The organism is Microbacterium sp., assembly GCF_046295495.1.
Classification (GTDB): domain Bacteria; phylum Actinomycetota; class Actinomycetes; order Actinomycetales; family Microbacteriaceae; genus Microbacterium.
Genome location: NZ_JBKBNC010000007.1, coordinates 3,248 through 29,195 on the forward strand (window position 1 = coordinate 3,248; position 25,948 = coordinate 29,195).

General features: G+C 70.8%; 27 protein-coding genes and 1 tRNA gene. 12 read left to right on the top strand and 16 right to left on the bottom strand.

From position 1 onward, the window contains the following. Positions 1 to 94: 94 nt before the first annotated feature. Both ACK4LS_RS04355 and ACK4LS_RS04360 read right to left on the bottom strand, forming a co-directional pair. Entirely contained in the window at positions 95 to 757 is a 663-nt protein-coding gene (locus tag ACK4LS_RS04355; protein WP_409713707.1) for a DUF3027 domain-containing protein, read from the bottom strand. Further along, entirely contained in the window at positions 741 to 1,124 is a 384-nt protein-coding gene (locus ACK4LS_RS04360) for a cold-shock protein (RefSeq protein ID WP_295781691.1), read from the bottom strand. Before ACK4LS_RS04360 ends, ACK4LS_RS04355 begins: the two co-directional genes overlap by 17 nt. Before the next feature lie 106 nt (positions 1,125 to 1,230). Here ACK4LS_RS04360 and ACK4LS_RS04365 point away from each other — a divergent pair, with 106 nt between their 5' ends. From ACK4LS_RS04365 to ACK4LS_RS04385, 5 genes are all read left to right on the top strand, one after another. Continuing rightward, entirely contained in the window at positions 1,231 to 1,512 is a 282-nt protein-coding gene (locus ACK4LS_RS04365) for a multidrug ABC transporter ATPase (RefSeq protein WP_409713710.1), read from the top strand. Between the two features lies 1 nt (position 1,513). Continuing rightward, positions 1,514 to 3,241: a helicase-associated domain-containing protein gene (locus ACK4LS_RS04370; RefSeq protein WP_409713713.1), complete on the top strand. Its 1,728-nt coding sequence runs from the start codon at positions 1,514 to 1,516 to the stop codon at positions 3,239 to 3,241. 137 nt (positions 3,242 to 3,378) lie between these two features. Continuing rightward, complete coding sequence (locus tag ACK4LS_RS04375; RefSeq protein ID WP_409713716.1) at positions 3,379 to 5,028, top strand: DNA repair helicase XPB; 1,650 nt, start codon at positions 3,379 to 3,381, stop codon at positions 5,026 to 5,028. A gap of 69 nt (positions 5,029 to 5,097) precedes the next feature. After that, positions 5,098 to 5,790 carry a response regulator transcription factor gene (locus tag ACK4LS_RS04380; RefSeq protein ID WP_055838218.1) on the top strand — a complete coding sequence of 231 codons (693 nt, stop codon included), beginning with the start codon at positions 5,098 to 5,100 and terminating at the stop codon, positions 5,788 to 5,790. Positions 5,791 to 5,923: 133 nt separating this feature from the next. Continuing rightward, positions 5,924 to 7,600 carry a sensor histidine kinase gene (locus tag ACK4LS_RS04385; protein WP_409713987.1) on the top strand — a complete coding sequence of 559 codons (1,677 nt, stop codon included), beginning with the start codon at positions 5,924 to 5,926 and terminating at the stop codon, positions 7,598 to 7,600. 228 nt (positions 7,601 to 7,828) lie between these two features. Here ACK4LS_RS04385 and groL read toward each other — a convergent pair whose 3' ends face one another. From groL to ACK4LS_RS04410, 5 genes are all read right to left on the bottom strand, one after another. After that, entirely contained in the window at positions 7,829 to 9,448 is a 1,620-nt protein-coding gene (gene groL / locus ACK4LS_RS04390) for a chaperonin GroEL (protein WP_409713721.1), read from the bottom strand. A 170-nt stretch (positions 9,449 to 9,618) separates the two neighbouring features. Further along, the gene (locus ACK4LS_RS04395; RefSeq protein WP_108317321.1) at positions 9,619 to 9,819 is read right to left on the bottom strand and encodes a cold-shock protein; all 201 of its coding nucleotides are present in this window, start codon (positions 9,817 to 9,819) and stop codon (positions 9,619 to 9,621) included. Between the two features lie 130 nt (positions 9,820 to 9,949). Then, positions 9,950 to 10,552, bottom strand: a complete 603-nt coding sequence (locus tag ACK4LS_RS04400) for a LytR C-terminal domain-containing protein (RefSeq protein WP_409713724.1) — start codon at positions 10,550 to 10,552, stop codon at positions 9,950 to 9,952. 36 nt (positions 10,553 to 10,588) lie between these two features. Beyond that, on the bottom strand, positions 10,589 to 10,843 hold the full coding sequence (locus ACK4LS_RS04405) for a DUF3263 domain-containing protein (protein WP_409713727.1): 255 nt from the start codon (positions 10,841 to 10,843) through the stop codon (positions 10,589 to 10,591). A 9-nt stretch (positions 10,844 to 10,852) separates the two neighbouring features. Then, positions 10,853 to 11,842, bottom strand: a complete 990-nt coding sequence (locus ACK4LS_RS04410) for a DUF2332 family protein (protein ID WP_409713730.1) — start codon at positions 11,840 to 11,842, stop codon at positions 10,853 to 10,855. A 71-nt stretch (positions 11,843 to 11,913) separates the two neighbouring features. Between ACK4LS_RS04410 and msrB the strand changes: the two genes are divergently transcribed. Both msrB and ACK4LS_RS04420 read left to right on the top strand, forming a co-directional pair. Continuing rightward, complete coding sequence (msrB, locus tag ACK4LS_RS04415) at positions 11,914 to 12,321, top strand: peptide-methionine (R)-S-oxide reductase MsrB (RefSeq protein ID WP_409713733.1); 408 nt, start codon at positions 11,914 to 11,916, stop codon at positions 12,319 to 12,321. A gap of 14 nt (positions 12,322 to 12,335) precedes the next feature. Further along, positions 12,336 to 12,884, top strand: a complete 549-nt coding sequence (locus ACK4LS_RS04420) for a nitroreductase family protein (RefSeq protein ID WP_409713990.1) — start codon at positions 12,336 to 12,338, stop codon at positions 12,882 to 12,884. 94 nt (positions 12,885 to 12,978) lie between these two features. On the opposite strand, the gene ACK4LS_RS04425 is transcribed toward ACK4LS_RS04420, so the two are convergent. Then, a complete protein-coding gene (locus tag ACK4LS_RS04425) occupies positions 12,979 to 13,920 on the bottom strand; it encodes a DMT family transporter (protein WP_409713736.1) in 942 nt (313 codons plus the stop codon). 208 nt (positions 13,921 to 14,128) lie between these two features. Between ACK4LS_RS04425 and ACK4LS_RS04430 the strand changes: the two genes are divergently transcribed. After that, positions 14,129 to 15,967, top strand: a complete 1,839-nt coding sequence (locus ACK4LS_RS04430) for an amylosucrase (protein WP_409713993.1) — start codon at positions 14,129 to 14,131, stop codon at positions 15,965 to 15,967. Between the two features lie 13 nt (positions 15,968 to 15,980). Beyond that, positions 15,981 to 16,262 (top strand): hypothetical protein, encoded by a 282-nt coding sequence (locus ACK4LS_RS04435; protein ID WP_409713739.1) that lies wholly within the window; start codon positions 15,981 to 15,983, stop codon positions 16,260 to 16,262. A 30-nt stretch (positions 16,263 to 16,292) separates the two neighbouring features. Here ACK4LS_RS04435 and ACK4LS_RS04440 read toward each other — a convergent pair. From ACK4LS_RS04440 to ACK4LS_RS04450, 3 genes are all read right to left on the bottom strand, one after another. Beyond that, a tRNA-Thr gene (locus ACK4LS_RS04440) sits at positions 16,293 to 16,365 on the bottom strand. A 56-nt stretch (positions 16,366 to 16,421) separates the two neighbouring features. Next, positions 16,422 to 16,799 (bottom strand): hypothetical protein, encoded by a 378-nt coding sequence (locus tag ACK4LS_RS04445; protein ID WP_409713743.1) that lies wholly within the window; start codon positions 16,797 to 16,799, stop codon positions 16,422 to 16,424. A gap of 42 nt (positions 16,800 to 16,841) precedes the next feature. After that, positions 16,842 to 17,801: a DsbA family protein gene (locus ACK4LS_RS04450; protein WP_409713746.1), complete on the bottom strand. Its 960-nt coding sequence runs from the start codon at positions 17,799 to 17,801 to the stop codon at positions 16,842 to 16,844. 211 nt (positions 17,802 to 18,012) lie between these two features. Between ACK4LS_RS04450 and ACK4LS_RS04455 the strand changes: the two genes are divergently transcribed. Next, positions 18,013 to 19,116 (top strand): ABC transporter ATP-binding protein, encoded by a 1,104-nt coding sequence (locus tag ACK4LS_RS04455; RefSeq protein WP_409713749.1) that lies wholly within the window; start codon positions 18,013 to 18,015, stop codon positions 19,114 to 19,116. Positions 19,117 to 19,197: 81 nt separating this feature from the next. After that, on the top strand, positions 19,198 to 20,520 hold the full coding sequence (locus ACK4LS_RS04460) for a DUF4032 domain-containing protein (RefSeq protein ID WP_409713752.1): 1,323 nt from the start codon (positions 19,198 to 19,200) through the stop codon (positions 20,518 to 20,520). 63 nt (positions 20,521 to 20,583) lie between these two features. Here the strand turns inward: ACK4LS_RS04460 and ACK4LS_RS04465 are convergent, their stop codons facing one another. Genes ACK4LS_RS04465 through cysS form a run of 3 tightly spaced genes read right to left on the bottom strand, consistent with a single transcriptional unit; the run spans position 20,584 to position 23,639 of the window. Beyond that, positions 20,584 to 21,225 carry an NAD(P)-dependent oxidoreductase gene (locus ACK4LS_RS04465; protein ID WP_409713755.1) on the bottom strand — a complete coding sequence of 214 codons (642 nt, stop codon included), beginning with the start codon at positions 21,223 to 21,225 and terminating at the stop codon, positions 20,584 to 20,586. A 25-nt stretch (positions 21,226 to 21,250) separates the two neighbouring features. After that, positions 21,251 to 22,246: a 23S rRNA (guanosine(2251)-2'-O)-methyltransferase RlmB gene (rlmB, locus tag ACK4LS_RS04470; protein ID WP_409713758.1), complete on the bottom strand. Its 996-nt coding sequence runs from the start codon at positions 22,244 to 22,246 to the stop codon at positions 21,251 to 21,253. Then, positions 22,239 to 23,639: a cysteine--tRNA ligase gene (gene cysS / locus ACK4LS_RS04475; protein ID WP_409713761.1), complete on the bottom strand. Its 1,401-nt coding sequence runs from the start codon at positions 23,637 to 23,639 to the stop codon at positions 22,239 to 22,241. The genes rlmB and cysS overlap by 8 nt, the downstream gene beginning before the upstream one ends. A 68-nt stretch (positions 23,640 to 23,707) precedes the next feature. On the opposite strand from cysS, the gene ACK4LS_RS04480 reads away from it, so the two are divergent. Then, positions 23,708 to 24,169 (top strand): GNAT family N-acetyltransferase, encoded by a 462-nt coding sequence (locus ACK4LS_RS04480; RefSeq protein ID WP_409713764.1) that lies wholly within the window; start codon positions 23,708 to 23,710, stop codon positions 24,167 to 24,169. On the opposite strand, the gene ispD is transcribed toward ACK4LS_RS04480, so the two are convergent. Together ispD and ACK4LS_RS04490 are read right to left on the bottom strand one after the other, a co-directional pair. Next, a complete protein-coding gene (gene ispD, locus ACK4LS_RS04485; protein ID WP_409713767.1) occupies positions 24,166 to 25,368 on the bottom strand; it encodes a 2-C-methyl-D-erythritol 4-phosphate cytidylyltransferase in 1,203 nt (400 codons plus the stop codon). The genes ACK4LS_RS04480 and ispD overlap by 4 nt on opposite strands. A gap of 46 nt (positions 25,369 to 25,414) precedes the next feature. After that, a complete protein-coding gene (locus tag ACK4LS_RS04490; RefSeq protein ID WP_409713770.1) occupies positions 25,415 to 25,897 on the bottom strand; it encodes a CarD family transcriptional regulator in 483 nt (160 codons plus the stop codon). Positions 25,898 to 25,948 lie beyond the last annotated feature (51 nt).

The window sequence follows — 25,948 nt, forward strand, 5'->3', positions numbered from 1 at the left end:
CCTAGCGCCCACCCCCCCAGCCGCGCCCGCGGCCCCCCACCCCCCCAACCCCCCGGCCCGCCCCCCGCGCGGGGGAGGGCCTTCGTCGTCGGGTTCAGTAGCTGCGGTCGCGCTCGTCGTCGTCTTCGTCGAAATCCTCGTCCGAGTCGTCGTCATCCGAGTCGTCCTCGTCCGAGTCGTCCTCGTCCGAGTCGTCCTCGACCGTCGCGGAGTGATCGGCGTCGAGTTCGTCGATGTCGACTCCGTCGAGGTCCCCGGCGTGGAACCGTGCCTTCGGCTCGTCGTCGTCATCGGCGTCGTCGTCATCCGCGTCGTCGTCATCGTCGGACTCGTCGTCGTCGGACTCGTCCACGTCGTCCTCGGCATCCACGTCGAGGTCGGCGTCGTCGAGGTCACCGTCGTCGGAGTCGTCGTCGGCCTCGGCGGCGGCGACCTGCGCCGCCTGATACTCCGCGAGGCGGGTGGCCCAGGGAACCCAGTCGGGGGCGAGGAGCGCACCGTCGCCGGGCAGCAGCTCGACCTCGAGCACGGTCGGTTCGGCGTCCTCGACAACCGCCACGCTCACCGTCCAGTACCACCCCGGGTACCCCGACAGGCGTGTGTGGAACCGAAGCGACACCACGCCGTCGTCTTCGAGGGCGAAGGCGGCGGTGGGGCCGATCGAGTCGGCGGGGGTGATCTCGCGGAGTGCCGCGAGGGCGAGGTCGTGCGCGCCGGTCAGGCGTGCATCGGCGACCTGCTCAGGCTTCGAAGTCATCGGCGACCTTGCGCAGAACGGCGGCGATCTTCTGCGCGTGCGGGCCGTTGGGGTAGCGGCCGCGACGGAGGTCGCCACCGATGCCGTCGAGGAGCTTGACGAGGTCCTCCACGATGATCGCCATGTCGTCGGCGGGCTTGCGCGAGCGCTTCGCGAGGCTGACGGGCGCATCGAGCACGCGCACCGAGAGGGCCTGGGGACCGCGCTTGCCGTCGGCCACCCCGAACTCCAGACGCGTCCCGGCCTTGGGCGCGGGGGTTCCGGCGGGCAGAGCCGTGGCGTGCAGGAACACGTCCTGGCCGTCATCGGTGCTGATGAAGCCGAAGCCCTTCTCGTCGTCGTAGAACCTGACCTTGCCGGTGGGCATGGACACCTCGCTGGATATGTGCGCGATCGCGCGGCCGAACGCGGGAGCCGATCGGATCCCGGTCTTCCAGCCTACGGCACCACCGCCAGGCAGTAGGCTGAGGCCGATGAGCACCCGCACCTCCGGCGGCACCACGCCGGGCGACGACCTCCCGGTCCGACGTATCGATCGCATCCTGTCGTTCATGTCGCTGGGGCTCTTCGTGCTGGCTCTCGTCTGCTTCTTCGCGATCATCGCCGGGTCCACGGCCGGTGCCGACATGGCCTCCGGGGTCTGGCCCGTCGTCAGCCTGCTGGTCCTGGTCACTCCTCCCGTCGCCTTCGCCTGCCTCCTGGCCGTGCTCATCATGAGCTTCATCCGAAGGGCGCGGGCCAACAAGGCCCGCTGACGTGCCCGAGACCTCCGCTCAACGCGCACTGGCGGTCTCGTTGGGCGCGCGCTCCGATGCCGAGCTCGCGCGGTTGTTCGCCGGACGCCAGGTGTCGCCCTCCAGCACGTGGCGCGACATGTTCGACGCCGCCGAGGCCCTGCTCGACCCGGTGTCGGTCGCCCGGGAGCTCCCCGCCCTCACGCGCCCCGAGGCCACGGCCCTCCTCGCCGCCGCAGACGGAGAACCGGCGACCGGAACGGTGCGCGAGCACCTGGCATCCCGCGCCCTGATCGGCGACGACGGGCTGCCGTTCGCCAACGTCGTCACCGCCGTGCGCGAGGTCCTCCCCGGCGGCCTGCCCCCGGTCGCCCCCGGTCGACGCGCCCCCGCGGCCGCCGAGTCCGCTGCGGCCGCCTCCGAGGCCGCCTTCACCAACGCCGCCTCGGTCGCCGACATCCTCATGATCGCGCTCGAGTCGCCCCTCGGTCGCATCGGTTCGGGTTCGCTCGGCGCCGGCGAGAGACGACGCCTGGTCGATGCGGGGGCGGTGTCCACACCCGCCGAAGCCGACCTGCTCGTCGGGCTCGCGGCCGACGTGGGACTCCTGGGCGCCAACGACCGCGCGTGGCTCGTCTCGCCCGCCGGGCGCGAATGGCTGCGCCTGCCGACCCTCGACCGATGGCACCGCACCGCGCTGGCGCTGCGCGATGCGCTCCCCCGCGCCTACCGTGACGACGACGGCGGCTGGATCCCGAGCACGGAGTGGGCCGATGCGAGCCCCTTCGACCCCGAGGGTCCCGACCGCGCAGCCCTCTGGTCGCGTCGCCTGGTGCGGTGGGGCCTGCTCGACGCGACCGGGCACGTCGCCCCGTGGGCGCAGTCCCTCGCCGCGGGCGGCGACGCCGACACCTCGGCGCTGCGCGACCTGCTTCCCCCCGAGGTCGACCGCGTCTACCTGCAGAACGACCTGACCGCGATCGCCCCCGGCCCCCTGGCCCCTCATCTCGATGTGCGGCTGCGCACCATGGCCGCGCGCGAGTCGCGAGCACAGGCCTCGAGCTACCGGTTCAGCGCGGGCTCCATCGGCGCGTCGATCACCGCCGGCGAGACGGCGGACTCGCTGCGGGAGTTCCTCACCGGCATTTCCCTCACGGGCCTGCCCCAGCCGCTCGCGTACGTGATCGAGCGCACCTCTGCCGAGCACGGCCGGGTGCGCGTGGGCTCCGACCCCGAGACGCTGCTCACGCGGGTCGTCACCGACGACGAGACGCTGCGCCGGTCGATGGAGGTCGACCAGTCGCTGCGCTCGATCGCCCTCGCGCGGCACGACGACGACCTCGTGTCGCACGTGTCGGCCGACGTCGTGTTCTGGGCCCTCACCGACGCGCACTACCCCGCGGTGGCCGTCGACGCGGAAGGGCAACCGCGGGCGCTCGAGCGCGCGAGGCTGGCCGGCGGACCGAGCCCCGCGCCCGACCCGGACGCGACCTACGCTCCCCTTCTCGAACGCCTGCGCGCGGGAGCCCAGGACTCGGATGCCGCGTGGCTCGAGCGCGAGCTCGACCAGGCGGTGCGGGCGCGCGCGATCGTCGACGTCACGGTGCGCCTGCCCGACGGATCGGCACGCACGTTCCGCCTCGAGGCCACCGGGCTCGGCGGCGGGCGACTGCGCGGACGCGATCGTGCGGCCGATGTCGAGCGCACGCTGCCGCTGTCGCATATCGACGGCGTCGCCCCGGTGGACTGACGCCGCGAGCCCCCGCCGGCGGACGACACCACCGCGCCGGTCGCGACCGCACCGGCGGTCGGCCGCAGTGACGGCCGGGCGGGTCGGCGGGGGACGCGGCATCCCCGCCCTCCCAGACCCCGGTAGACTCGAACGCTATGGCTGACGGCCCCCTCATCGTTCAGAGCGACCGCACCGTGCTCCTCGAGGTCGCGCACCCCCAGGCGGAGACGGCGCGGCACGAGCTCGCGGTCTTCGCCGAGCTCGAGCGCGCTCCCGAGCACATCCACACGTACCGCATCACACGCCTGGGCCTGTGGAACGCCCGCGCGGCCGGTCACGACGCCGAGGCGATGCTCGAGACCCTCGACCGCTGGTCGCGTTTCCCGGTCCCGGCGTCGGTGAGCACCGACATCCGCGAGACGGTGAACCGCTACGGCCGCCTGGTGATCGAGCGCAACGACGACGGCGCCCTCGTGCTCCGGTCGACGGATGCCGCGGTGCTGGGCGAGGTGTCGCGCAACAAGCGCATCGCTCCGCTGCTCATCGGCCGCCCCTCGCCCGACAGCTTCCTCGTCGACGCCTGGGCGCGCGGTCACATCAAGCAGGAGCTGCTGAAGATCGGCTGGCCCGCCGAAGACCTCGCCGGGTACACCCCCGGCACGCCCCACCCGATCGACCTCGCCGAAGACGGCTGGAGCCTGCGGCCCTACCAGCGTCAGGCCGTCGAATCCTTCTCCGAGGGCGGCTCGGGCGTCGTGGTGCTCCCCTGCGGCGCGGGCAAGACGCTCGTGGGCGCCGGGGCCATGGCCGACACGCGCACCACCACGCTCATCCTGGTCACCAATACGGTCAGCGCCCGCCAGTGGCGCGATGAGCTGCTGCGCCGCACCACCCTGACCCCCGAGGAGATCGGCGAGTACTCCGGTCAGGTCAAGGAGATCAAGCCGGTCACGATCGCGACGTACCAGATCCTCACCGCCAAGCGGAAAGGCCAGTACGCCCACCTCGCGTTGCTCGACGCCCTCGACTGGGGTCTCGTGCTCTACGACGAGGTGCACCTGCTCCCCGCCCCCGTCTTCAAGCTCACGGCCGATCTGCAGGCACGCCGCCGACTGGGTCTGACGGCGACCCTCGTGCGCGAGGACGGCCGCGAGGGAGACGTGTTCAGTCTCATCGGCCCCAAGCGCTTCGACGCACCGTGGAAGGAGATCGAGGCCCAGGGCTTCATCTCCCCCGCCGCCTGCTACGAGGTGCGCATCGACCTCCCCGCCGACGAGCGCCTGGAGTACGCGGCCGCGGCCGACGAAGACCGCTACCGCCTGGCCGCCACGGCCCCGGCGAAGATCGACGTCGCGCGACGCCTGGTCGAGCGGCATCCGGGTGAGCGCGTGCTGGTGATCGGGCAGTACCTCGACCAGATCGACGAACTCGCCGAGGCCCTCGACGCCCCGCAGATCACCGGCGCCACCCCGATCTCCGAGCGCGAGGAGCTCTTCCAGGGCTTCCGCGACGGCAGCATCCCGCTGCTGGTGGTCTCGAAGGTCGCCAACTTCTCGGTCGACCTCCCGGAAGCCTCGGTCGCGATCCAGGTGTCGGGGTCGTTCGGCTCGCGGCAAGAGGAGGCGCAGCGGCTCGGTCGCCTGCTCCGCCCCAAGCAGTCGAACCACACGGCGAGCTTCTACACGCTCATCGCGCGCGACACGATCGACCAGGATTTCGCGCAGAATCGACAGCGTTTCCTCGCCGAGCAGGGCTACGCCTACACGATCCTGGATGCCGACGGAATCGACGCCGCGGCCGCCTGACGCATACCAGGGTGCGGCTTTCCGTTCCATATCCAGCGCATTGCTGGGTCGGGTCACGATAATGAGGGGATGACAGCTCCTCGCATCCTCGTCGTGGACGACGAACCGAACATCCGCGACCTGCTCATCACGAGCCTGCGCTTCGCCGGTTTCCAGGTGCGAGCCGTGGCCAACGGCGCGCAGACCATCTCCGCCGTGCTCGAGGAGGAACCCGACCTCATCGTGCTCGACGTCATGCTTCCCGACATGAACGGCTTCAGCGTGACGAAGCGTCTGCGCGGCGCCGGCTACACCGCTCCGATCCTCTTCCTCACCGCGAAGGACGAGACCGAAGACAAGATCATGGGGCTCAACGCGGGTGGCGACGACTACGTCACCAAGCCGTTCAGCCTCGACGAGATCGTCGCCCGCATCCAGGCCATCCTGCGTCGCACGATGCAGGCCGACGAGGAGTCGATCATCCGCACGGGTGAGCTGACGATGGATCAGGACACGCACGACGTCAGCGTCGGCGACGTCTCGATCGACCTCAGCCCCACGGAGTTCAAGCTCCTGCGCTACCTCATGCTCAATCCCAACCGCGTGCTGTCGAAGGCGCAGATCCTCGACCACGTGTGGGAGTACGACTTCAACGGCGACGCCGGCATCGTCGAGAGCTACATCTCCTACCTCCGCCGGAAGATCGACCCGCACTCCTCCGAGCCGCTCATCCAGACCAAGCGCGGCTTCGGCTACATGCTGAAGTCGGGCAAGACCGCCTGACCGGAGGCTCCCCCTGTCGCATTCCGACGACGCGTTGACGCGCTGGTGGCGCGGTCTGAGCCTTCGGACCAAGGTCACCGGCGTCACCGTCGCGCTCCTGGCGATCGGGCTGTTCACCGCCGGCATCGGCACGATGGTGTTCCTGCGCACCACGCTCGTGAACAACCTCGACGAGCAGCTCGCCCAGCAGGCCGCGGGAAGCATCGCCAACAGCATCTTCACCACCACTCCCGTCGAGGGCGGGATCGTCTTCTCGCAGGTCGAGAACGCCCCGCAGATCGGCTCGATGGTCGTCGTGTACGGTCCCGACGGCGACCGCGAGGCGTTCTACAACGGCACCGCATCGCAGACGCTGCCCGAACTGCCCGCCACCTTCACGCTCGAGCAGACCTACGTGCAGATCGACCGGCGCATCGAGCTGGAAGACCCGAACACCGGTCAGCACTTCCTCGCGCGGGTGGGGGTGCTCCAACCTCAGGGCAACCCCGGCGTCTACACCCAGATGGTGATCCAGCCGCTCGCCCCCACCGATCGCATCGTCGCCGCCTACGTGGGTATCTACTCTTTCGTGGCGCTGCTGATCCTCATCGCCACCGCCCTGCTGACCCGATGGCTCGTGACCCTCGCCTTCCGCAACCTGCGACAGGTCGAGACCACGGCCATGGACATCGCCGCCGGTGACTTCAGCCAGCGGCTCACCGACATCGTCCCCGACACCGAGGTGGGCAGGCTCAAGACCGCGATCAACGCGATGCTCGCGCGCATCGACGGTGCCCTCGGGCAGCGGGATGCCACCGTGCGCCAGATGCGCCGGTTCATCGGCGACGCCAGTCACGAGCTGCGTACCCCCCTCGTGACCATGCGCGGCTACGCCGAGCTGTATCGGATGGGGGCGATCCGCTCCGACGAGGACGTCGCCCAGTCGATGGAGCGCATCGAGAAGGAGGCGATCCGCATGGGAGCCCTCGTCGAGGACCTCCTCGCGCTCGCACGCCTCGACGAACGCCGCGACGTGTCCATCACCGCCCTCGACCTGCGCCCCATCGCCCGCGATGCCGCCCTCGACCTGCGGGTGACCTCGCCCCAGCGTGAGGTGACCGTCGACGACACCACCTCGCGCGACGAGATGATCCTGCCGATGATCACCCTCGACCCGCTGCTCGATTCGGGTGGGCACCCCGCCTCGAGCGCCGGCCGCCGCCGCGGCGCGCCCACGACGTCGGCCATGGCGATCGCCGGCGCGACTCTGTCGCGGCTTCGTCGTCGACCCAGGGATGCCGCGGACACGACGACCTCGACCGAAGACGCCGCCGTGGCCCCCGCGGCGCCGCCGGCCGGAGTGGTGCGCACACCCCCGCGCCTCGCGCCGATCGTGCTGGGGGACGAGAACAGGGTGCGCCAGGTGGTGGCCAACCTCCTGGGCAACGCTCGCCGCTTCACCGCCGACGACTCCCCCATCGGGCTGCGGGTCGGAGTCGACGTCGAGAACGACATGGGTTGGATCGAGATCATCGACCACGGCGAGGGCGTCCCCGAGCAGATCCGCGACCAGATCTTCCAGCGGTTCTGGCGCGCCGACACGTCCCGCACCCGCGAGACCGGCGGCTCCGGCTTGGGCCTGTCGATCGTGGCATCCATCGTCGACCTGCTCCACGGAACCGTCGACGTGCGCGACACCCCCGGTGGCGGGGCGACGTTCCGCGTGTCGCTGCCGCTGGCCGACCGCCGCGACGCGGCGGAGCACGCCCTCATCGAGACGCAGCCGATCGAGCGCCTTCCTGACGACTACCGCCCGGTGACCGACGCCTGACGCCGCGTTCGATACGCTCCGCCACGGCGTCAGACCCGGAACCCCATCGGCGGAGCCTGCGGCGACGGCCGCTCGATCTCCCCCGCCGGCCGCTCTCACCCGATTCCGCGCGGCCCGGCGCTCCCCCGCGAGCAGTCCGATGAGAATCCTCATCCGAGGAAGCCCTCCCCTGAGACGAAGAACGCCCCCTCCCGAAAGGAGGGGGCGTTCTCAGGCGTCAGGCGTGGATCAGAAGTCCATGCCACCCGTCGGGTCGCCAGCCGGAGCGGCGGCCTTCTCGGGCTTGTCGGCGACGACGACCTCGGTCGTCAGGAACAGGCCGGCGATGGATGCCGCGTTCTGCAGCGCCGAACGGGTCACCTTGGCGGGGTCGATGATGCCCTGTGCAAACAGATCACCGTACTCGCCGGTGGCCGCGTTCAGGCCGTGACCGACGGGCAGCTCCGCGACCTTGTTCGCCACGACGCCGGGCTCGAGACCGGCGTTCAGCGCGATCTGCTTGAGCGGGGCCTCGATGGCGACCTTCACGATGTTGGCGCCCGTGGCCTCGTCACCGACGAGGTTCAGGTTGCCGAGGGCGTTCTTGCCCGCCTGGATGAGCGCGACGCCACCACCGGCGACGACCCCCTCTTCCACAGCGGCCTTGGCGTTGCGCACGGCGTCTTCGATGCGGTGCTTGCGCTCCTTGAGCTCGACCTCGGTAGCCGCGCCCGCCTTGATGACGGCCACGCCGCCGGCGAGCTTGGCGAGGCGCTCCTGGAGCTTCTCGCGGTCGTAGTCGCTGTCGGTGTTCTCGATCTCGCGGCGGATCTGGGTCACGCGACCCTCGATCAGCTCCGACTCACCGGCACCCTCGACGATCGTGGTCTCGTCCTTGGTGATGATGACCTTGCGGGCACGGCCGAGCAGGTCGACGGTGGCGTTCTCGAGCTTGAGGCCCACCTCTTCGGTGATGACCTGGCCGCCGGTGAGGATCGCGATGTCCTGCAGCTGCGCCTTGCGACGGTCGCCGAAGCCGGGAGCCTTGACGGCCACCGACTTGAAGATGCCGCGGATCTTGTTGAGCACGAGCGTCGCGAGGGCTTCGCCCTCGACGTCCTCGGCGATGATGAGGAGCTCCTTGCCCTCCTGGATCACCTTGTCGACGATCGGGAGAAGGTCCTTGATGTTGGAGATCTTCTGGTTGGCGATCAGGATGTACGGGTCTTCGAAGACCGCTTCCTGACGCTCGGGGTCGGTGACGAAGTAGGGGTTGATGTAGCCCTTGTCGAAGCGCATGCCCTCGGTGAGCTCGAGCTCGGTGCCGAAGGTGTTGCTCTCCTCGACGGTGACGACGCCTTCCTTGCCCACCTTGTCGATGGCCTCGGCGATGAGCTCGCCGATCGCCGGGTCGGCGGCGGAGATCGACGCGGTCGCGGCGATCTGCTCCTTCGACTCGACCTCCTTGGCGGAGGCGAGGAGCTCGTCGGCGACGGCCTTGACGGCCTTCTCGATGCCCTTCTTGAGCGAGATGGGGTCGGCGCCGGCGGCGACGTTGCGCAGGCCCTCGCGCACGAGTGCCTGGGCGAGGACGGTGGCCGTGGTGGTGCCGTCACCCGCGACGTCGTCGGTCTTCTTGGCGACCTCCTTGACCAGCTCGGCGCCGATCTTCTCGTACGGGTCGTCGAGCTCGATCTCCTTGGCGATCGAGACGCCGTCGTTCGTGATCGTGGGGGCGCCCCACTTCTTCTCGAGCACGACGTTGCGACCGCGGGGGCCCAGGGTCACCTTGACGGCGTCGGCCAGCGTGTTGAGGCCGCGCTCGAGACCGCGCCGGGCCTCTTCGTCGAAAGCGATGATCTTTGCCATAAGTGTGTCGTCCCTCCCGGACGGGTGACTTCCAGATTTTGGCACTCGACGAAAGCGAGTGCTAACTCATTCTGGCACTCGCCCCTGGGGAGTGCAAGCCACGCCACCGTCTCCGACACGATGAACGCCGTGGCATCCGGAGTCGGATGCCACGGCGTTCGATGCAGCGCTCAGGCCAGTCGCACGGACTCCGCCTGCGGGCCCTTCTGTCCGCTGCCGACGGTGAATTCGACGGCCTGGCCCTCTTCGAGGACGCGGAAGCCCGACATCTCGATGCTCGAGTAGTGGACGAAGACGTCCTGCCCATCGGACACGGTGATGAAGCCGTATCCCTTCTCGGCGTTGAACCATTTGACGGTGCCCTGCGTCATGCGAATCTCCTGTTGCTGAACGACGAGGTCATCGTAAGCACGCGGGATGCCGCCGCATCGGCGTCTTCGGCCATTGTTGACGCGCGTGCAGCCAACTTGTTACTCCGCGGAAACACGCGGCATCCGGAGCTCAGGGGGCGGTGGCGGCGGGGGTGGAGCCGGGCGCCCGGTCGAGCCCGATCACCACGACGAGGCGCTTGACGTCGCTCTCGTCGTCGGGGGTGTTCGGATCGTCGGTGGGCTGCAGGAAGTCGCTCTGCGCGATCTGAGCACCGCCGATCGTCTGGGCGAGCCCCTCGGCCGCTGCCCGATCGGTGTCGCGAAGGTAGTAGACGGTGGTCTGGGCGAAGTCGGTCGTGTCGGAGTTGCCCGTCTCGACCGTGTCGTCGGCCCATCCCGCGGCGATCACCTGCTCCCGGAGCGACGCGGCCAGACCGTCCTCCGCGGTGCCGTTGAGCACGACGACGGTGTACGACGTGTCGATGACGGCAGGGGTCGTCGGCGACGCCGAGAACGTCGGGGCGGAGGCGTCGTCGGCGCCCAGGGAGATGCGGCCGGAGAGCACGAGGGTGCCGAAGATGCCGGCGATGATGAGCACGAGCGTCGCGATGGCCGCCCACAGGAACACGATCCACCCGCGAAGACGCGTGGGCTCCGCGCGGTGTGCGCCGATGCGGCCGGTCGCATCCGGCAAGTCGTCGAAGCGATCCCGAGGGAAGGTCGATCTGGCCATTGGTCGATGGTAGCGGTCGGAGCTTCGCGACCCCCGTCAGTGGGTGGCCGTGCGCCCCAGCCGGGATCGGTGCTGCGCCGCGGCGTCATCGCGACGCCGACGGAGTCGACGGACCAGCATCGGGTCGTGCGCCAGAGCGTCGGGGGTGTCGATCAACCGGCCGAGCAACTGGTAGTAGCGCGCCGGGGTCAGCTGGAACTCGGCGCGGATCGCCTCCTCCTTCGCACCCGCGTGGCGGCGCCACTCACCCTCGAAGGCGAGGAAGGCGCGATCGCGGTCCGAGAGAGGCATGCGGCAACGTTACGTCGCCGTCGAGGCGTTCCCCGGATGCCACGCCACCCACGCCCCGAGCGGATCGACCTCCGCCCGCACCACGCCGTCGACCGCGAGGGCGAAACCGCCGCGGGAGACCACGGGCCGGCGCGTCCACCCGTCGTGCAGGTCGGGCGCATCGAGCGTGATCCACCGCCCCGCGGTCCGCGCGGCGTCGATGACCGCGCCGCGCCGCGCCCGCGGAACGTGGGCGAGCACCCCGGGCGTCGTGACGACGAGGGTCGCGTCGCGCGGCGCTCGCGCAGCCAGAGCGGGCAGCGCGTCGGCGCCGTCGCCGGCGACGAGCAACGGCGGATCGGCGGCGGCGATGTCGAGCGCCCCTTCGATCCGCTCGCGCCGGCCCTCCTCCCCCGGCCACACCAATCCCGCCAGCCAGGCGCGGTCGTCGTCCCGGCGCGCGTCGAGCGGGTTGAGGTCGATCCCCGCCCGCCACACGATGCGCGGCATCCGCAGGACGGGGTCCCCGTCGAGGTCGCTGTCGAGCACGACCGCGCTGGGTCCCTCGGCGGGATCGAGCGCGACGACCTCATCGCCGCGGCGATAGCGGTAGGAGTACCGATCGGGGTACAGGCACAACCCCGCACTCGCGCCCACCTCGAGCAGGGCGATCGGCCCGTCGATGAGCGAGAGGGCCGGAAGGAGCGCCGCGCACCGCAGCGGCTCGTTGGTCTGCACGCTGCGCCGCGCGCACTGCGCGGCGATCGCGTCGCCGTGCTCCACGACCCAGGCGGCCCACGCCGTGACGTCGTCGAGGGGGGCGCCGAGCAGGCGCATCACGGCGAAGACGAGCGGGGGTTGACGCCGGGTCTCCGGGATGACGGCCAGCGTCGAGGCCACCGCCCGATCATCCACGACGCGCCGGGCCCAGGCCTCGTAGACCGCGGAACGACCCGGGGCCTCCGCGCGGGCGAAGCGCTCGTAGCGTGCGACGACGGCGGTCACGGCATCCTGGTCCACCCGGAGATCCTCCCACCACGGCCTGACCGCCGCCGGGCACGAGACAATGGAGGGGACGAAGGAGAGAACCCATGACCTACGCCGTCGACAAGTCCGACGACCAGTGGCGCGACGAGCTCAGCCCCGAGCAGTACGCCGTGCTCCGCCAGGCCGGTACCGAGCGCGCCTGGACCGGCGAACTGCTCGATGAGAGCCGCGCCGGCCTCTACGCCTGCGCCGCGTGCGGCGCCGAGCTCTTCCAGAGCGGCACCAAGTTCGACTCCCACTGCGGATGGCCGAGCTTCTACGAGTCGGTGCGCCCCGAAGCGGTCGAGCTCATCGACGACGACAGCCACGGCATGCAGCGCACCGAGGTGCGCTGCGCCAACTGCGGGTCGCACCTCGGGCACGTCTTCCCCGACGGCTTCGGCACGCCCACGGGCGACCGGTACTGCATGAACTCGCTCTCGCTCAGCTTCACCCCCGACGAGCAGGCGTGAGCGCACTCGAGGCGATGCGCGACCGCCGGTCGTGGTCGAAGGTCACCGACCTCGCCCCGACCGGACCGGAGCTCGAGGCGTTCGTCGCCGCGGCCGGTCGCGTCGCCGACCACAAGACCCTGCGACCGTGGCGACTCATCGAGATCCGCGGCGCCGACCGCGATGTCCTCGCCCGAGCGCTGAACAAGGCCGACGGGAAGAAGGGGTACTCCTCCAAGCCCCGGCGCGCGCCGCTCATCATCGCGGTCGTCGCCGACCTGCGCTCGAAGAAGATCCCCGCGTGGGAGCAGGAGGCCGTGGCATCCGGGGTCGCCCACATGCTCAGCCTGGTGCTCGACGAGGCCGGTTTCGGGGTCTTCTGGCGTACCGACGACAACACCCGCGGCAAGGTCCTCGCCAAGGCGCACGGCCTCGCCAAGGGCGAGGTCCTGCTGGGGTGGCTCTACGTCGGCGGCAAGCCGCCGCGCTCGCGTCCGGTGCGGCGCAAGACGGTGGATGCCGCGAAGCATCTGTCCCGTCTCCCGGGCGGCAAGAAGCGCAGAGTCGACGAAGCGGCCCTCTGACCCGTGTGAGTTCCCGACGCCGCCCCGGAGACCACCGTCTCGGGGCGGCGTCGTCGCGTGCGGCCCGGGTCGCGCTCCCGGGCGGGGCCGGCGCTCAGGCGCGACGGCGCCGCCAGGGCACGGCCGCGACGGCGACTCCGGCGATCGCGACGCCGGCGGCCAGCAGGGCCACCGCCGTGGCGGGAGCAGCCGGCGCGGGCCAGAGCGCGTCGAGCAGGACCGACGTGGTCAGCAGGCCGACCACCGAACCGAGCCCCAGCAGCAGCACTCCCGTGCGCTTGACGACGACCGCCGACAGGAAGATGTAGACGACTCCGATCGCTCCGCCGAGGTAGAGCCACGGTTCCGTGGGCACACCGCGCGGCACGGCGACCGAGGCGACGTGCACGACCGCCGCGACGAGGAGCACGACCGTGCCGCCGATGAAGTTGACCAGCGTCGCCGTCAGCGGGCTGTCGACGCGCACCCGCAGGCGCCCGTTCGTGCCCTGTTGCCAGGCGACACCCGCACCCGCGACGGCGGGCACGATCAGCATCCACGGCGGGACGCCCCCGAGGGCGTCGCCCGACAGGCACACGACGACGCCGGCGATCGCCAGCAGCGCCCCGACCACCCGGCGCACCGTCACGGGCACGACGCCGGCCGGACCGTGACCCACGCGATCGAGCACGAGCCCGCCGGTGGTCTGCCCGGCGACGAAGCCGACGGTGAACAGCGCCACGCCGATCGTCGCGACCGTCAGTCCCTGGCTCGCGACGGTGAAGGCCCCGGCGAGACCGCCCAGGACCATCCAGGCCGGGATCGAGCGGGACCGGATGCCGTGGACCAGGCGTGCGACGCCGCGGCGGCCCTGCGGAAGAAGGGCCGAGAGGGCGATGAGGATCAGCAGCCCCGAGCTGAACGAGATCGCGGCCGCCACGATGCCGTCGCCGATCTCGGCGCCGAGCGTGCCGTTGATGCGCGCCTGCAGGGCCGTGAGTGCGCCGATGAGGACGGCTCCCCCGACGGCGACGCCCACCGACCCGCGCTCCGACACGGCACTCCCCTCGCGCGCCCCCGTTGGAGGGCCATCGTCGATCGTACGACGGCTGCCGCGCGCAGCATCCCGTCGTGGATCACGGCGACCGGGCGACACCGGCCTCGCCGCACGTCGCTGTCGACCGCGCGGGTCCGGATGCGACAGGCTGTCACCCGTGACACAGCTCAGCCCCGGCCCCCACGACGTCTCGCGCATCCTCGGCGATCTGAACGCGGCCGACGCCGACCGCGAGTTCCTCGCCCACGCCGAACTGCACCTGCCCCGCCTGCACGAGCTGTTCAGCCGGTTGTACGGGGAGCGCGCCGACGGCCTCGAGCGCCTGGCATCCGTCGTCGATCTGGCGCGCCGTTCGTGGGCGGAACGCCCGCGCGCGCTGAAAGCGCTCGACCGCGGCCGGGAGAGCACCCCCGACTGGTTCGAGAGCGAGCGCATGATCGGCGGCGTCTGCTACGTCGACCGGTATGCCGGAGGGCTCAGCGGCATCCGGGAGTCGATCCCCTCCTTCCGCGAGCTGGGGCTGACGTACCTGCATCTCATGCCCCTGTTCGAGAGCCCCGAGGGCAACAGCGACGGCGGCTACGCCGTCTCGAGCTATCGGCGCGTGAATCCCGCCCTGGGGACGATGGAGGAGCTCGCCGCCCTGGCCGCGGATCTGCGCCGAGCGGGCATCTCGCTCGTGGTGGACTTCATCTTCAACCACACCAGCAACGAGCACGAATGGGCGCGCAAGGCGGTCGCGGGCGAGGCCGGGTACGAGGACTTCTACCTGATCTTCCCCGACCGCGAGATGCCCGACGCCTATGAGCGGACGACCCGGGAGATCTTCCCCGACGACCACGCCGGCTCGTTCGTGCAGCTCGACGACGGCCGGTGGATCTGGGCGACGTTCTACCACTTCCAGTGGGACCTCAACTACGCCAACCCCGCCGTCTTCGAGGCGATGGCCGGTGAGATGCTGTTCCTGGCCAACCAGGGCGTCGAGATCCTGCGGATGGATGCCGTGGCCTTCATCTGGAAGCAGCTCGGGACCGCGTGCGAATCCCTGCCCGAGGCGCACCTGCTCCTGCAGGCGTTCAACGCCGTGCTGCGCATGGCCGCCCCGGGCCTGCTGTTCAAGTCGGAGGCGATCGTGCACCCCGACGAGGTGGTCTCCTACGTCTCCCCCGACGAGTGCCAGCTCTCGTACAACCCCCTGCAGATGGCGCTGACGTGGGAGGCCCTCGCCACCCGCGACGGTCGGCTGCTGCAACAGGCGCTTCAGCGCCGGCACGCCCTGCCCGACGGCACCGCCTGGGTGAACTACGTGCGCAGCCACGACGACATCGGCTGGACCTTCGCCGACGAGGATGCCGCCGAGCTCGGCATCGAGGGCTACCCGCACCGTCGTTTCCTCAACGACTTCTACGTGGGCCGCGTCGAGGGGTCCTTCGCCCGCGGCGTGCCGTTCCAGGAGAACCCCCGCACGGGCGATGCCCGCGTGACCGGCACCACGGCATCCCTCGCCGGCATCGAGGCGGGCGACGCCGGCGGAGAGGACCGCGTGATCCTCGCGCACGCGCTCGCGCTGTCGACCGGCGGCATCCCGCTGCTGTATCTCGGCGACGAGGTGGCCCAGCTGAACGACTACGGCTACGCCGACCGCCCCGCCGAGGCCGGTGACAGCCGCTGGGTGCACCGCCCCGCGCGCCCCGCGCAGAACGATGTCGACCGCACGGATGCCACGACCCCGGCCGGTCGCGTCTTCTCGCGCCTGTCGCGGCTCATCGACGTGCGCCGGTCGACGCCGGAGTTCGCCGGCAACGAGCTCATCGCCTTCGACGCTCGCGTGCGCTCGGTCGTGGCGTTCCTCCGCCCGGGCGACGGCGGCTTCGACGTCCTCGTCGTGGCCAACGTCGCCGACTCGTCCGTCGAGATCGACGCCCTCACGCTGTCGGGGCTCGCACCCGAGGCTCTCGACCTGGTGGCCGCGGCCCCGGTGTGGCTGGGGTCCGGTCTCACGCTCCCCGCGCACGGGGTGCGGTGGCTCCGCGTGCGGGTGCGCTGAGCGGCGTCGGCGCGTGACGGACGATCAGGGAGCAGCCGGCGAGCAGGTGCGGCACCTCGCCGCCCTCGGCGCGGGGGTCGTGGCGATGCTCACCGTCGTCTGGGCGCCATCGGGCGCCGTGGGCGACCTGCTCATGCTCGTCGTCGCGGTCGCCGCCCTGCTCTTCACGCTCGACGCCGTCCGCCGACACGGACCGCTGCGGTGGGCCGCGATCGCCGGAGCGCTGCTGGCGGGACTCGTGACGATCGCGGCGGCGGGCATCGCGATCGTGGCCGTCGCGCGCCTGGTCTCCTGACGAGGAGGCGGCGGCGCGGCCGGGGAAGGGTGCCGGCTACAGGACTCGAACCTGCAACCCCCGTATTACAAGTACGGTGCGCTACCAATTGCGCCAAGCCGGCGGGAGACGCGGGGCGCCTCGCTGCTCGATTCTAGAGGGGGCGCCGCCGGGCCTTGTTCAGCGTCGGTGCGTGCCGCTCTCGCGGTCCCACTCGAGCGACTTCCACTGCAGGAAGGAGCACAGGTTGCCCGCCACGACCAGCTCGGCCGCGAGGCTGGCCATGTCGTGCGGCGACAGCGTGAGGTCCTCGGGCCGCGCCGTGAGGGTCGCCTCCCAGAGCGGCTCGTCGTACCCCTTCGGCTGCATGTAGATGGACGCCTTCGCGTTCATCAGGTTCATCACGACGAGCCCGGTGTCCTGGCTGTCGGCGTCTTCCTGCTCCACGACCTTGAGCCGGCCCGCGAACAGGTGTCCCTGCTCGCGGAACTCCTGCACCCACGAGACCAGCTGATCGTGGGACCGCCGCGGCGGAGAGTCCTCGAACTCGTCGTTCATGTCACCAGAATCTCATAGGAACGGATGCCGCGCGGCTCCGGATCAGCCGGCAGGCGTCGCCGACGCGGTAGGCGAGGGCGTGGGCGTCGCGGTCGAATAGTACGCATTGCTGTCGACCGTGAGCACGAACTGCGCGAACTCCTTCGCGTCATCCATGTTGCCGACGTACTCGGTGCCGTTGACGAGCACGGTCGGGGTGGCGGTGAGCGCCTGTCCCTTCGTGCCCGGAAGGCCCTTGATGGCACGGTCGGTCGCCGCTTTCGCCCACGCGGTGTACGTCTCGTCTTCGATGCAGTCGCGCACGGTGGCGACGTCGCTCACGCCCGCCCCCTGGGCCATGTCGGCCAACTGCTCGTCGCTGTACCCGTCGGAATCGACCGCGGGCTGGTTGGTGAGCAGCTCGTGGTTGAAGGCGAAGAAGCGGTCCTCCGCATGCGTGGCGACGCACGCGGCGGCACCCGCGGCGCGCAGGCTGTACTTGGTGCCGTTCGACTTCGACGTCAGCATCGCGACGGGGTAATACGTGAGGGTCGCAGCGCCGTCGTCGACCCACTTCGACAGCTGCGTGGCGTTGGCCGCCTCGAACTCGTGGGCCTCCGTCGACATGTAATCGACGTAGACGCGGATGTCGACGGGAGCGGCGGTGCCGGTGGGCTCGGGGGTGGGGGCGGCCGAGGGCGTCGCCTCGGTCGACATCGTCGTCGAGTCGCCGTCGACGGTCTGGTGCGCGAGGGGATCGGCCACGCCGGTGGCCGTCTTCACGACGAAACCGTCGTCGGGGGCGGCGGCCGGAAGGGCCTGCGACCGCGCCTCCCGCGAGTTCAGAGCGGCGGAAACCCCGACGGCACCCACGGCGATCACCGCGACGGCCCCGACCGCGACGAGCGAACGCCGGGCGATGCGCCAACGCGTCTGCTTGGCCTTCACCTGCTGCGCCTTCTCACGCACCGCCTCGCGACGGTCGCGTTCGGCGGGAACGTTCGGGGACTGGTCGTGGGACATGAAACCTTCCGGGCACGGACGAATGCCGCATGAAATCAGGGGGACGCACGGGTGGGCGATCGAGGATCGATGGTAGCCAGGCTGGCTGAGAAATGACCAGACACGTGCGATACTGACCGTGCGTCCAACGTCGGGCGCACGGGGTCGCCCCCGTTCATTCCATTCACTACGGATCGTCCGGCACGTACCTGCCGGTGAAGGAGAAGAGAAAATGGCGTCCGTCACCTTCGACAACGCAACCCGTCTGTACCCCGGCGGCACCCGCCCCGCGGTCGACAAGCTCAACCTCGACGTCGCAGACGGTGAGTTCCTCGTCCTCGTCGGCCCCTCCGGCTGCGGAAAGTCCACCTCGCTGCGCATGCTCGCCGGCCTCGAGGAGGTCAACTCGGGCCGTATCCTCATCGGCGACCGCGATGTCACCGATGTGCCCCCGAAGGACCGCGACATCGCGATGGTCTTCCAGAACTACGCGCTGTACCCGCACATGACCGTCGCCGAGAACATGGGCTTCGCGCTCAAGATCGCCGGTATCGGCAAGGAGGAGCGCGCGGCCCGCGTCCTCGAGGCGGCCAAGCTGCTCGACCTCGAGCAGTACCTCACCCGCAAGCCCAAGGCCCTCTCCGGTGGTCAGCGTCAGCGCGTCGCCATGGGCCGCGCCATCGTCCGTCAGCCCCAGGTGTTCCTCATGGACGAGCCGCTGTCGAACCTCGACGCCAAGCTCCGCGTCCAGACCCGCACCCAGATCGCGTCGCTCCAGCGTCGACTCGGTGTCACCACGGTCTACGTCACGCACGACCAGACCGAGGCGCTCACGATGGGCGACCGCATCGCGGTGCTCAAGGACGGCCTGCTGCAGCAGGTCGGCACCCCGCGCGACCTGTACGAGACCCCGAAGAACGTCTTCGTGGCCGGCTTCATCGGCTCGCCCGCGATGAACCTGTTCTCGGCCGACCTCGCGGAGGGTGGCGTGCGCTTCGGCGACATGGTCGTCCCCGTCGAGGCCGACACCATCGGCAAGGCGCACGGCTCCGAGGTCACCATCGGTGTGCGTCCCGAAGACATCCAGGTCGCCCCGGCCGACGGTCGCGGCCTCTCGGTCGTCGTCGACCTGGTCGAAGAGCTCGGCGCCGACGGCTACCTCTACGGCCACACCGACATCAACGGCAAGCGCACCGACCTCGTCGCGCGCGTCGACGGCCGTCGTCACCCCAACGCCGGCGAGACCGTCGTGCTGGCACCGGTCCCCGGACACGTGCACGTGTTCGACCTCGAGTCGGGCGAGCGCCTGACCGACCGGGCCATCGCCTCGGCCTGACCCACGCACCGACGCGGCGCGTCCCCGATCCCCGACCTCGTCGGGCCGGGGGCGCGCCGCACCGTTTTCCCGGAGGATCCCGTGTCCGAATCGCTCAGCATCACGGCCAGTTCGGTCGATCCCGGCCTCCTGCAGCTGCCCTGGTCCACCGGCCTGGCCGACTGGCCCAGCAGCCACATCGTGGCCCTCCCCAAGGGCATCTCGCGTCACCTGGTGCGTTTCGCCAACCTGTCCGGCCGCGTCGTCGCCATCAAGGAGACGACCGAGGAGATGGCACGTCGCGAGTACGACATGCTCGGCAACCTCGACCGCCTCGCCGCGCCCTGCGTCGACCGCGTCGCGGTGATCGCCGGCCGCACCGACGCCTCCGGCCGCCCGTTGCCCGCCGCCCTCGTGACGGCGCACCTGCGCTTCTCGCTCCCCTACCGCGCCCTCTTCACCCAGGTGCTGCGCCCGCACACCGCCACACGTCTCGTGGACGCCCTCGCGGTGCTGCTGGTGCGCCTGCACAACGTCGGGTTCTACTGGGGCGACGTGTCGCTGTCGAACACCCTGTTCCGGCGCGACGCGGGCGAGTTCGCCGCCTACCTCGTCGACGCCGAGACGGGCGAACTGCACGGCAACCGCCTGAGTCCCGGCCAGCGCGCCCATGATCTCGACATCGCTCGCACCAACATCGCGGGCGAGATCATGGATCTCGAAGCCGGCGGTCGCCTCGAGGGCGGAGTGGATGCCGTCGCGGTCGCCGACGGCCTCGTGGCGTCGTACCACTCCCTGTGGGCCGCGCTCACCGACAAGGAGACGTTCGCCGTCGACGAGTCCTGGCGCATCACCGAGCGCGTCCACCGCCTGAACGCCCTCGGCTTCGACATCGGCGAGATGTCGATCCGCACCGCGAGCGACGGCACCCAGGTCTCGATCCAGCCCAAGGTCGTCGACGCCGGACACCACCAGCGACGCCTGCTGCGCCTGACGGGTCTCGACGTCGAGGAGAACCAGGCTCGTCGCCTGCTCAACGACCTCGACGAATTCCGCGCCCGCGTCTCCCGCCTCGGCGCCGATGAGGAGATGGTGGCGCACGAATGGCTCACGCGCGTGTTCGAGCCCATCGTCATGGCCATCCCCTGGGACCTGCGCGCCAAGCTCGAGCCCGCCGAAGTGTTCCACCAGGTGCTGGAGCACCGTTGGTACATGTCGCAGGCGCGCGGGCGCTCCGTGCCCCTGGCCGAGGTGGTCAGCTCCTACATCGACGACGTGCTGCGTCACCGCCGCGATGAGGCCACCGTCATGGGCCCGCCCACCGACACCATGTCGATCGCGACCGTCTCCGACGCCGTGCCCCCCCGGCGGGGGGGGGTCCCCCCTACCCACCCCGCCCTCGTCGACGGGCGGGACGTGGTGTGACGGGCGTGGGCCGCGCCAGCGGGGGGTGAGCGGGGTGGCCGCGGCCTCGTCGTCGCGCGGGGATCAGTAGCCGACGGTGAACCGGCCCCGGGTGTGCTTCGGGTTCTCGATCTCGTCGAGCACGGCCACGGCGAAGTCGGCGCCGCCGATGAAGGAGTCGCCGTTGTCGTCGACGACCAGCACGTCGCCGCCGTCGCGGTACGAGCCGGTGCGCTCCCCCGGTGCCCACGAGCCGAAACCGCCGGCCGGGTGCACGTAGAACCAGTCCCGCCCGGTGTCGTCGGCCTGCAGGTCTTCGAGGATGCCGATGGCCTCGCGCGCCTCGGGCTTGTACTCGTCGGCGAAGCCGTCGGTGTCGATCAGGCGCGGACCGCCTTCGGCGGCGAGGGAACCGCCGGCGCCGCCGACGACGCCGATGCGCACGGACTCGGGCAGGGCCGCTACGAGCTGGGCGACCGCCGGGCGCAGCTTGCCCTCCATGTCGCCGCGCGGCGACACCGCGGACACGACCACGTCCACACCCTCGAGCTCGGCGACGAGGCCGGGGACGTCGAGGACGGTGCCTTCGATGTACGTGGCCCCCTCGACGCGGTCGGTGGGGACGGAACGGGCGACCGAGACCACGGTGTGGCCGCGGCGCACGGCTTCGGTGACGATGTGGCTACCGGCGTAGCCGGTTCCTCCGATGACGGCGATGCGGGGCACGTGGGTTCCTTCCTGGTGGGCGGGATCAGTCCGCCGCGCGCAGCGTCGACACCTGATATAGGGCGACCGACGCAGCGATACCGGCGTTGAGCGACTCGGTGGCAGTGGAGATCGGGATCGACACGACCTGGTCGCACGTCTCGGTGACCAGGCGCGAGAGGCCCTTGCCCTCGGACCCGACGACGATGACCACGGGACGGTCGGCGAGCTCGAGGGCGGGCAGCGACACGTCGCCGTCACCGTCGAGCCCCAGCACGAAGACGCCCTGCTTCTTGAACTCCTTGAGGGTGGCCGTGAGGTTGGCGGCGAGGGCGACGGGAATGCGCGCGGCGGCGCCGGCGCTGGTCTTCCACGCGGCGGAGTTGACGCTCGCCGAGCGCCGCTGCGGGATGATCAGGCCCTGGCCGCCGAACGCGCCCGTGGAGCGGATGATCGCACCGAGGTTGCGCGGGTCGGTCACGCCGTCGAGGGCAACGAGCAGCGGCACCTCACCGCGGTCGATGATCTGCTCGAGGAGGTCCTGCGGGTGCGCGTAGGAGTACGGGGGCACCTTGAGCGCGACGCCCTGGTGCACGCCGTCGAACCCGGCCATGCGGTCGAGTTCGGGGCGCGTGACCTCGAGCACCGGGATGCCGCGGTTCGTCGCGATCGACAGCATCTCCTTCACACGGTCGTCCATCTCGACGCGCTGGGCGATGTACATCGCCGTGGCGGGGATCTTCGCGCGCAGCGCCTCGAGCACGGAGTTGCGGCCGGTGACGGTTTCGGTGTCGTCGGCGGCCTTCGGGCTCTTGCGGTTGGGGTTGCCGACCGCGCGTACGCCGGGCCGGCCCTTGCCGCCCGCGGCGGCGTAGCGCTCCTCGGCCGCCTTGCGCTTACCGGCGGGGTGCCAGGCGCGGTCCTCCGCCTTCGGGGTCGGTCCCCGACCTTCGAGCGCCTTGCGGGAGTGCCCGCCGGTGCCCTTCAGGGGGCCCTTCTTCTTACCGGGGTTGCGGGCTCCCGGACGTCCTGGCTTAGGCATCGATACTCCAATTGGTTCCGGCCGGAGTGTCCTCCAGCGTGATTCCGGCGGCGGCGACGGCATCGCGGATGCGGTCGGCGGCAGCCCAGTCCTTGGCGGCGCGCGCGTCGGCGCGTCCAGCGATGAGCTCGCGCATGAGCATGTTCAGCTGTGACTCCGCTGCGGCGTCGGCCTGATCACGAGAACCCTCGAAGGCAGACCTGTCGAGTCCGAGTACTTGAACCATGCCGAGGACATCCGACGCATATCTTTCGATCTCCGTGCTGGGGTCGCCCGCCCAATCATAGGTTCTGTTCCCCGCGCGAACAGTCTCGTGCAAGACGGCGAGCGCGCGAGGCACGTTGAGGTCGTCGTCAAGCGCTTCCTCGAACTCTGCCGGAAGGGTTGCACCCACCGTAGAGCCGAACACCCGCTCGACGATGGCGAGGAAAGCATCCACCCGTCCGAGGGCGCTCGTCGCCTCGGCGAACGCGCGCTCCGACACGTCGAGGTTCGAGCGGTAGTGCGCCGCGGCGAGCGCGTAGCGCACCACACGCGGGTCGTGATCGTCGAGCACGTCGGCGGCGAGGGTGAAATTACCGAGCGACTTCGACATCTTCTGCCCGTCGACGGTGACGAGGCCGTTGTGCACCCAGTACCGGGCGAAGGCGTCGCCCGCGGCGGTCGACTGCGCGATCTCGTTCTCGTGGTGCGGGAAGCGCAGGTCGAGGCCGCCGCCGTGGATGTCGAACTCGGGGCCGAGGTAGCGGCGCGACATCGCCGAGCACTCGATGTGCCAGCCCGGTCGCCCGGCACCCCAGGGGGATTCCCAGCTCGCCGACGCGGGCTCGTCGTCCTTCGCGCCCTTCCACAGCGCGAAGTCGCGGGGGTCGCGTTTGCCCCGGGGATCCGCGTCGGCCGCGGGCTCCATGGCATCCAGGCTCTGGCGCGTGAGCTCGCCGTAGGCCGGCCACGACCGCACGTCGAAGTACACGTCACCGGCGGCGGCATAGGCGTGCCCGCGCTCGATGAGCTCGCCGATCAAGTCCTGCATCTGCGTGACCGAGGCCGTCGCCCGCGGCTCGTACGTGGGCGGAAGGATGCCGACGGCGGAGTACGCCCGGGTGAACTCGAGCTCCATGCGGTAAGCGAGGGCCCACCACGGCTCATCGGCGGTGGCGTTGGCGAGCACCTTGTCGTCGATGTCGGTGACGTTGCGCACGAAGGTCACGCGACCGAACCGGTGCGTCAGCCAGCGACGCAGGAGGTCGAAGGCGAGAGCCGCGCGGACGTGCCCGATGTGCGGTCCGGACTGCACGGTCGGCCCGCACACGTAGATCGTGACGTTCGAGGGGTCGAGAGGGACGAACTCGCGCAGAGTCTGCGCTTTCGTGTCGTGGAGCCGAACAGTCACCGCCCCAGCCTACCGGCCGCCCCTCCGCGTGACCCGTGCGCGAAACATCGCCGGGCTAGGGTTCCCGCGTGCCCCTCACGATCCGCGTCGATGACCTCTCCGGCGAGCCCACCCGCGCGCTGGTCGCCGCCCACCTCGCCGGCATGCTCGAGAACACGCCCGCCGAGAGCGTGCACGCCCTGGATGCCGACCGCCTCGCCGCCGAGGGGGTGACGATGTGGTCGGCCTGGGTCGACGACGAACTCGCCGGTATCGGCGCGTGCAAAGACCTCGACGCCGAGCGCGCGGAGCTGAAGTCCCTGCGCGTCGTCGACGCCTTCCTCGGCCAGGGCATCGGTCGCGCGCTGGTGCAGCACATCGTCGAGGACGCGAGGGAGCGCGGCATCCGGAGTCTGTGGCTGGAGACCGGCAGCACCGAGGACTTCCTCCCTGCGCGGCGCCTGTACGCGAGCGAGGGTTTCGTCGAGTGCCCGCCGTTCCCGCCGTACGCGGCGGATCCGCACTCGACGTTCATGACGCGGGAGCTCTAGACCGGCAGCACGAGGGCGGTCGCGAACGCCGCGACGCCCTCGGTGCGACCCGTGAAGCCCAGGCCGTCGGTCGTGGTCGCGCTCACCGAGACCGGTGCGCCGTCGAGGGCGGCGGACAGGACCCGTTCGGCTTCGAGACGTCGCGCGGCGAAACGAGGGCGGTTCGCCTGCACCTGCACCGAGACGTTCCCGACCCGCCAGCCCGCGGCCGAGAGCAGGCCGACGGTGTGCGAGAGGAAGGCGGCTGCGTGCGCTCCGGCGAACTCCGGACGGTCCGTGCCGAAGTGCGTCCCGATGTCGCCGAGGCCTGCGGCCGCGAGCAGGGCGTCGACGATCGCATGGGCAACGGCGTCACCGTCGGAGTGACCCGACAGGGCGGGTTCTCCGGGCCACTCCAGACCCGCGAGCCACAGCGTGCCGTCGCCGCCGAACCCGTGCACATCGGTGCCGATGCCGACGCGCGGGCCCGCGTGCTCGGGTCGGCGCGGAGCACGCGTCGGGGCGTCGTCGGTGAGAAGAGCCCGCGCTCGATCGAGGTCGGGCCCCGTCGTGATCTTGAAGGCCGAGGCGTCCCCCTCGACGGTGATGACGGGGTGACCGGCGGCGGCGACGAGTGCCGCGTCGTCGGTGTGATCGGCGTCGGCTCGGCGCAACGCCTCGAGCAGCACCGAGCGGCGGAAGCCCTGCGGGGTCTGCGCGGCGGCGAGCTCGGACCGGTCGACCGCGGCGACCACACGACCGGTGTCGTCGACCCGCTTGATCGTGTCGACCACGGGAACCGCGGGGATCACGGCATCCGCTCCCGCCTCCAGGGCGGCCGCGACCCGCTCGAAAACGGCGGGGGGAGTGAGCGCTCGCGCCGCATCGTGCACGAGCACGGTCTCGACATCGGCCCAGAGCGCCGCCAGGCCGGCGGCGACCGACGTCTGTCGAGTCGCTCCCCCGGTCACGACCGTGACCAGATCGGCCCGATCGCCCGCCGCGTCGCGCGCGTCGGTCAGCGCTTCGCCCTGGAACCCCTCGGGGACGACCACGACGACCTGGGCCGCGGGCCCCGCGAAGACACCGCGAAGGGCGTGATGCAGGATCGTGCGACCGTCGAGGCCGACGAAGGCCTTGGGCGCCCCGCCGCGCAGACGGGTCCCCGAACCGGCGGCCACGACGATGACCGCGAGACGCGGAACCGGAGGGAGAGTCACCCGTTCACGCTAGCGCGCCGCCGCGGGGGCGACGCGCGCAGCGGGATCAGGACGCGAGGACCTCGTCGAGCACGACGCCCGCGCGGTCTTCGTCGGTCTTCTCGGCGAGCGCGAGCTCGGACACGAGGATCTGGCGGGCCTTGGCCAGCATGCGCTTCTCGCCCGCGGACAGACCGCGGTCCTGATCGCGGCGCCACAGGTCGCGCACGACCTCGCTCACCTTGATGACGTCACCCGAAGCGAGCTTCTCGAGGTTCGCCTTGTAGCGGCGCGACCAGTTGGTCGGCTCCTCGGTGAAGGGTGCGCGCAGCACCTCGAACACGCGGTCGAGACCCTCTTTGCCGATCACGTCGCGAACGCCGACGAGATCGACGTTGTCCGCCGGGACCTCGATGACGAGGTCTCCCTGCGTGACGTTGAGCTTCAGATACTTCTTCGTCTCGCCATTGATGACGCGTTCCTTGACCTCGATGATCGTGGCCGCGCCATGGTGCGGGTAAACGACGGTCTCGCCAACCTCAAAAAGCATGGAGTTATGTCCTTTCGGCAACATCCAGGATACCACAGGGCCGCATGCAGT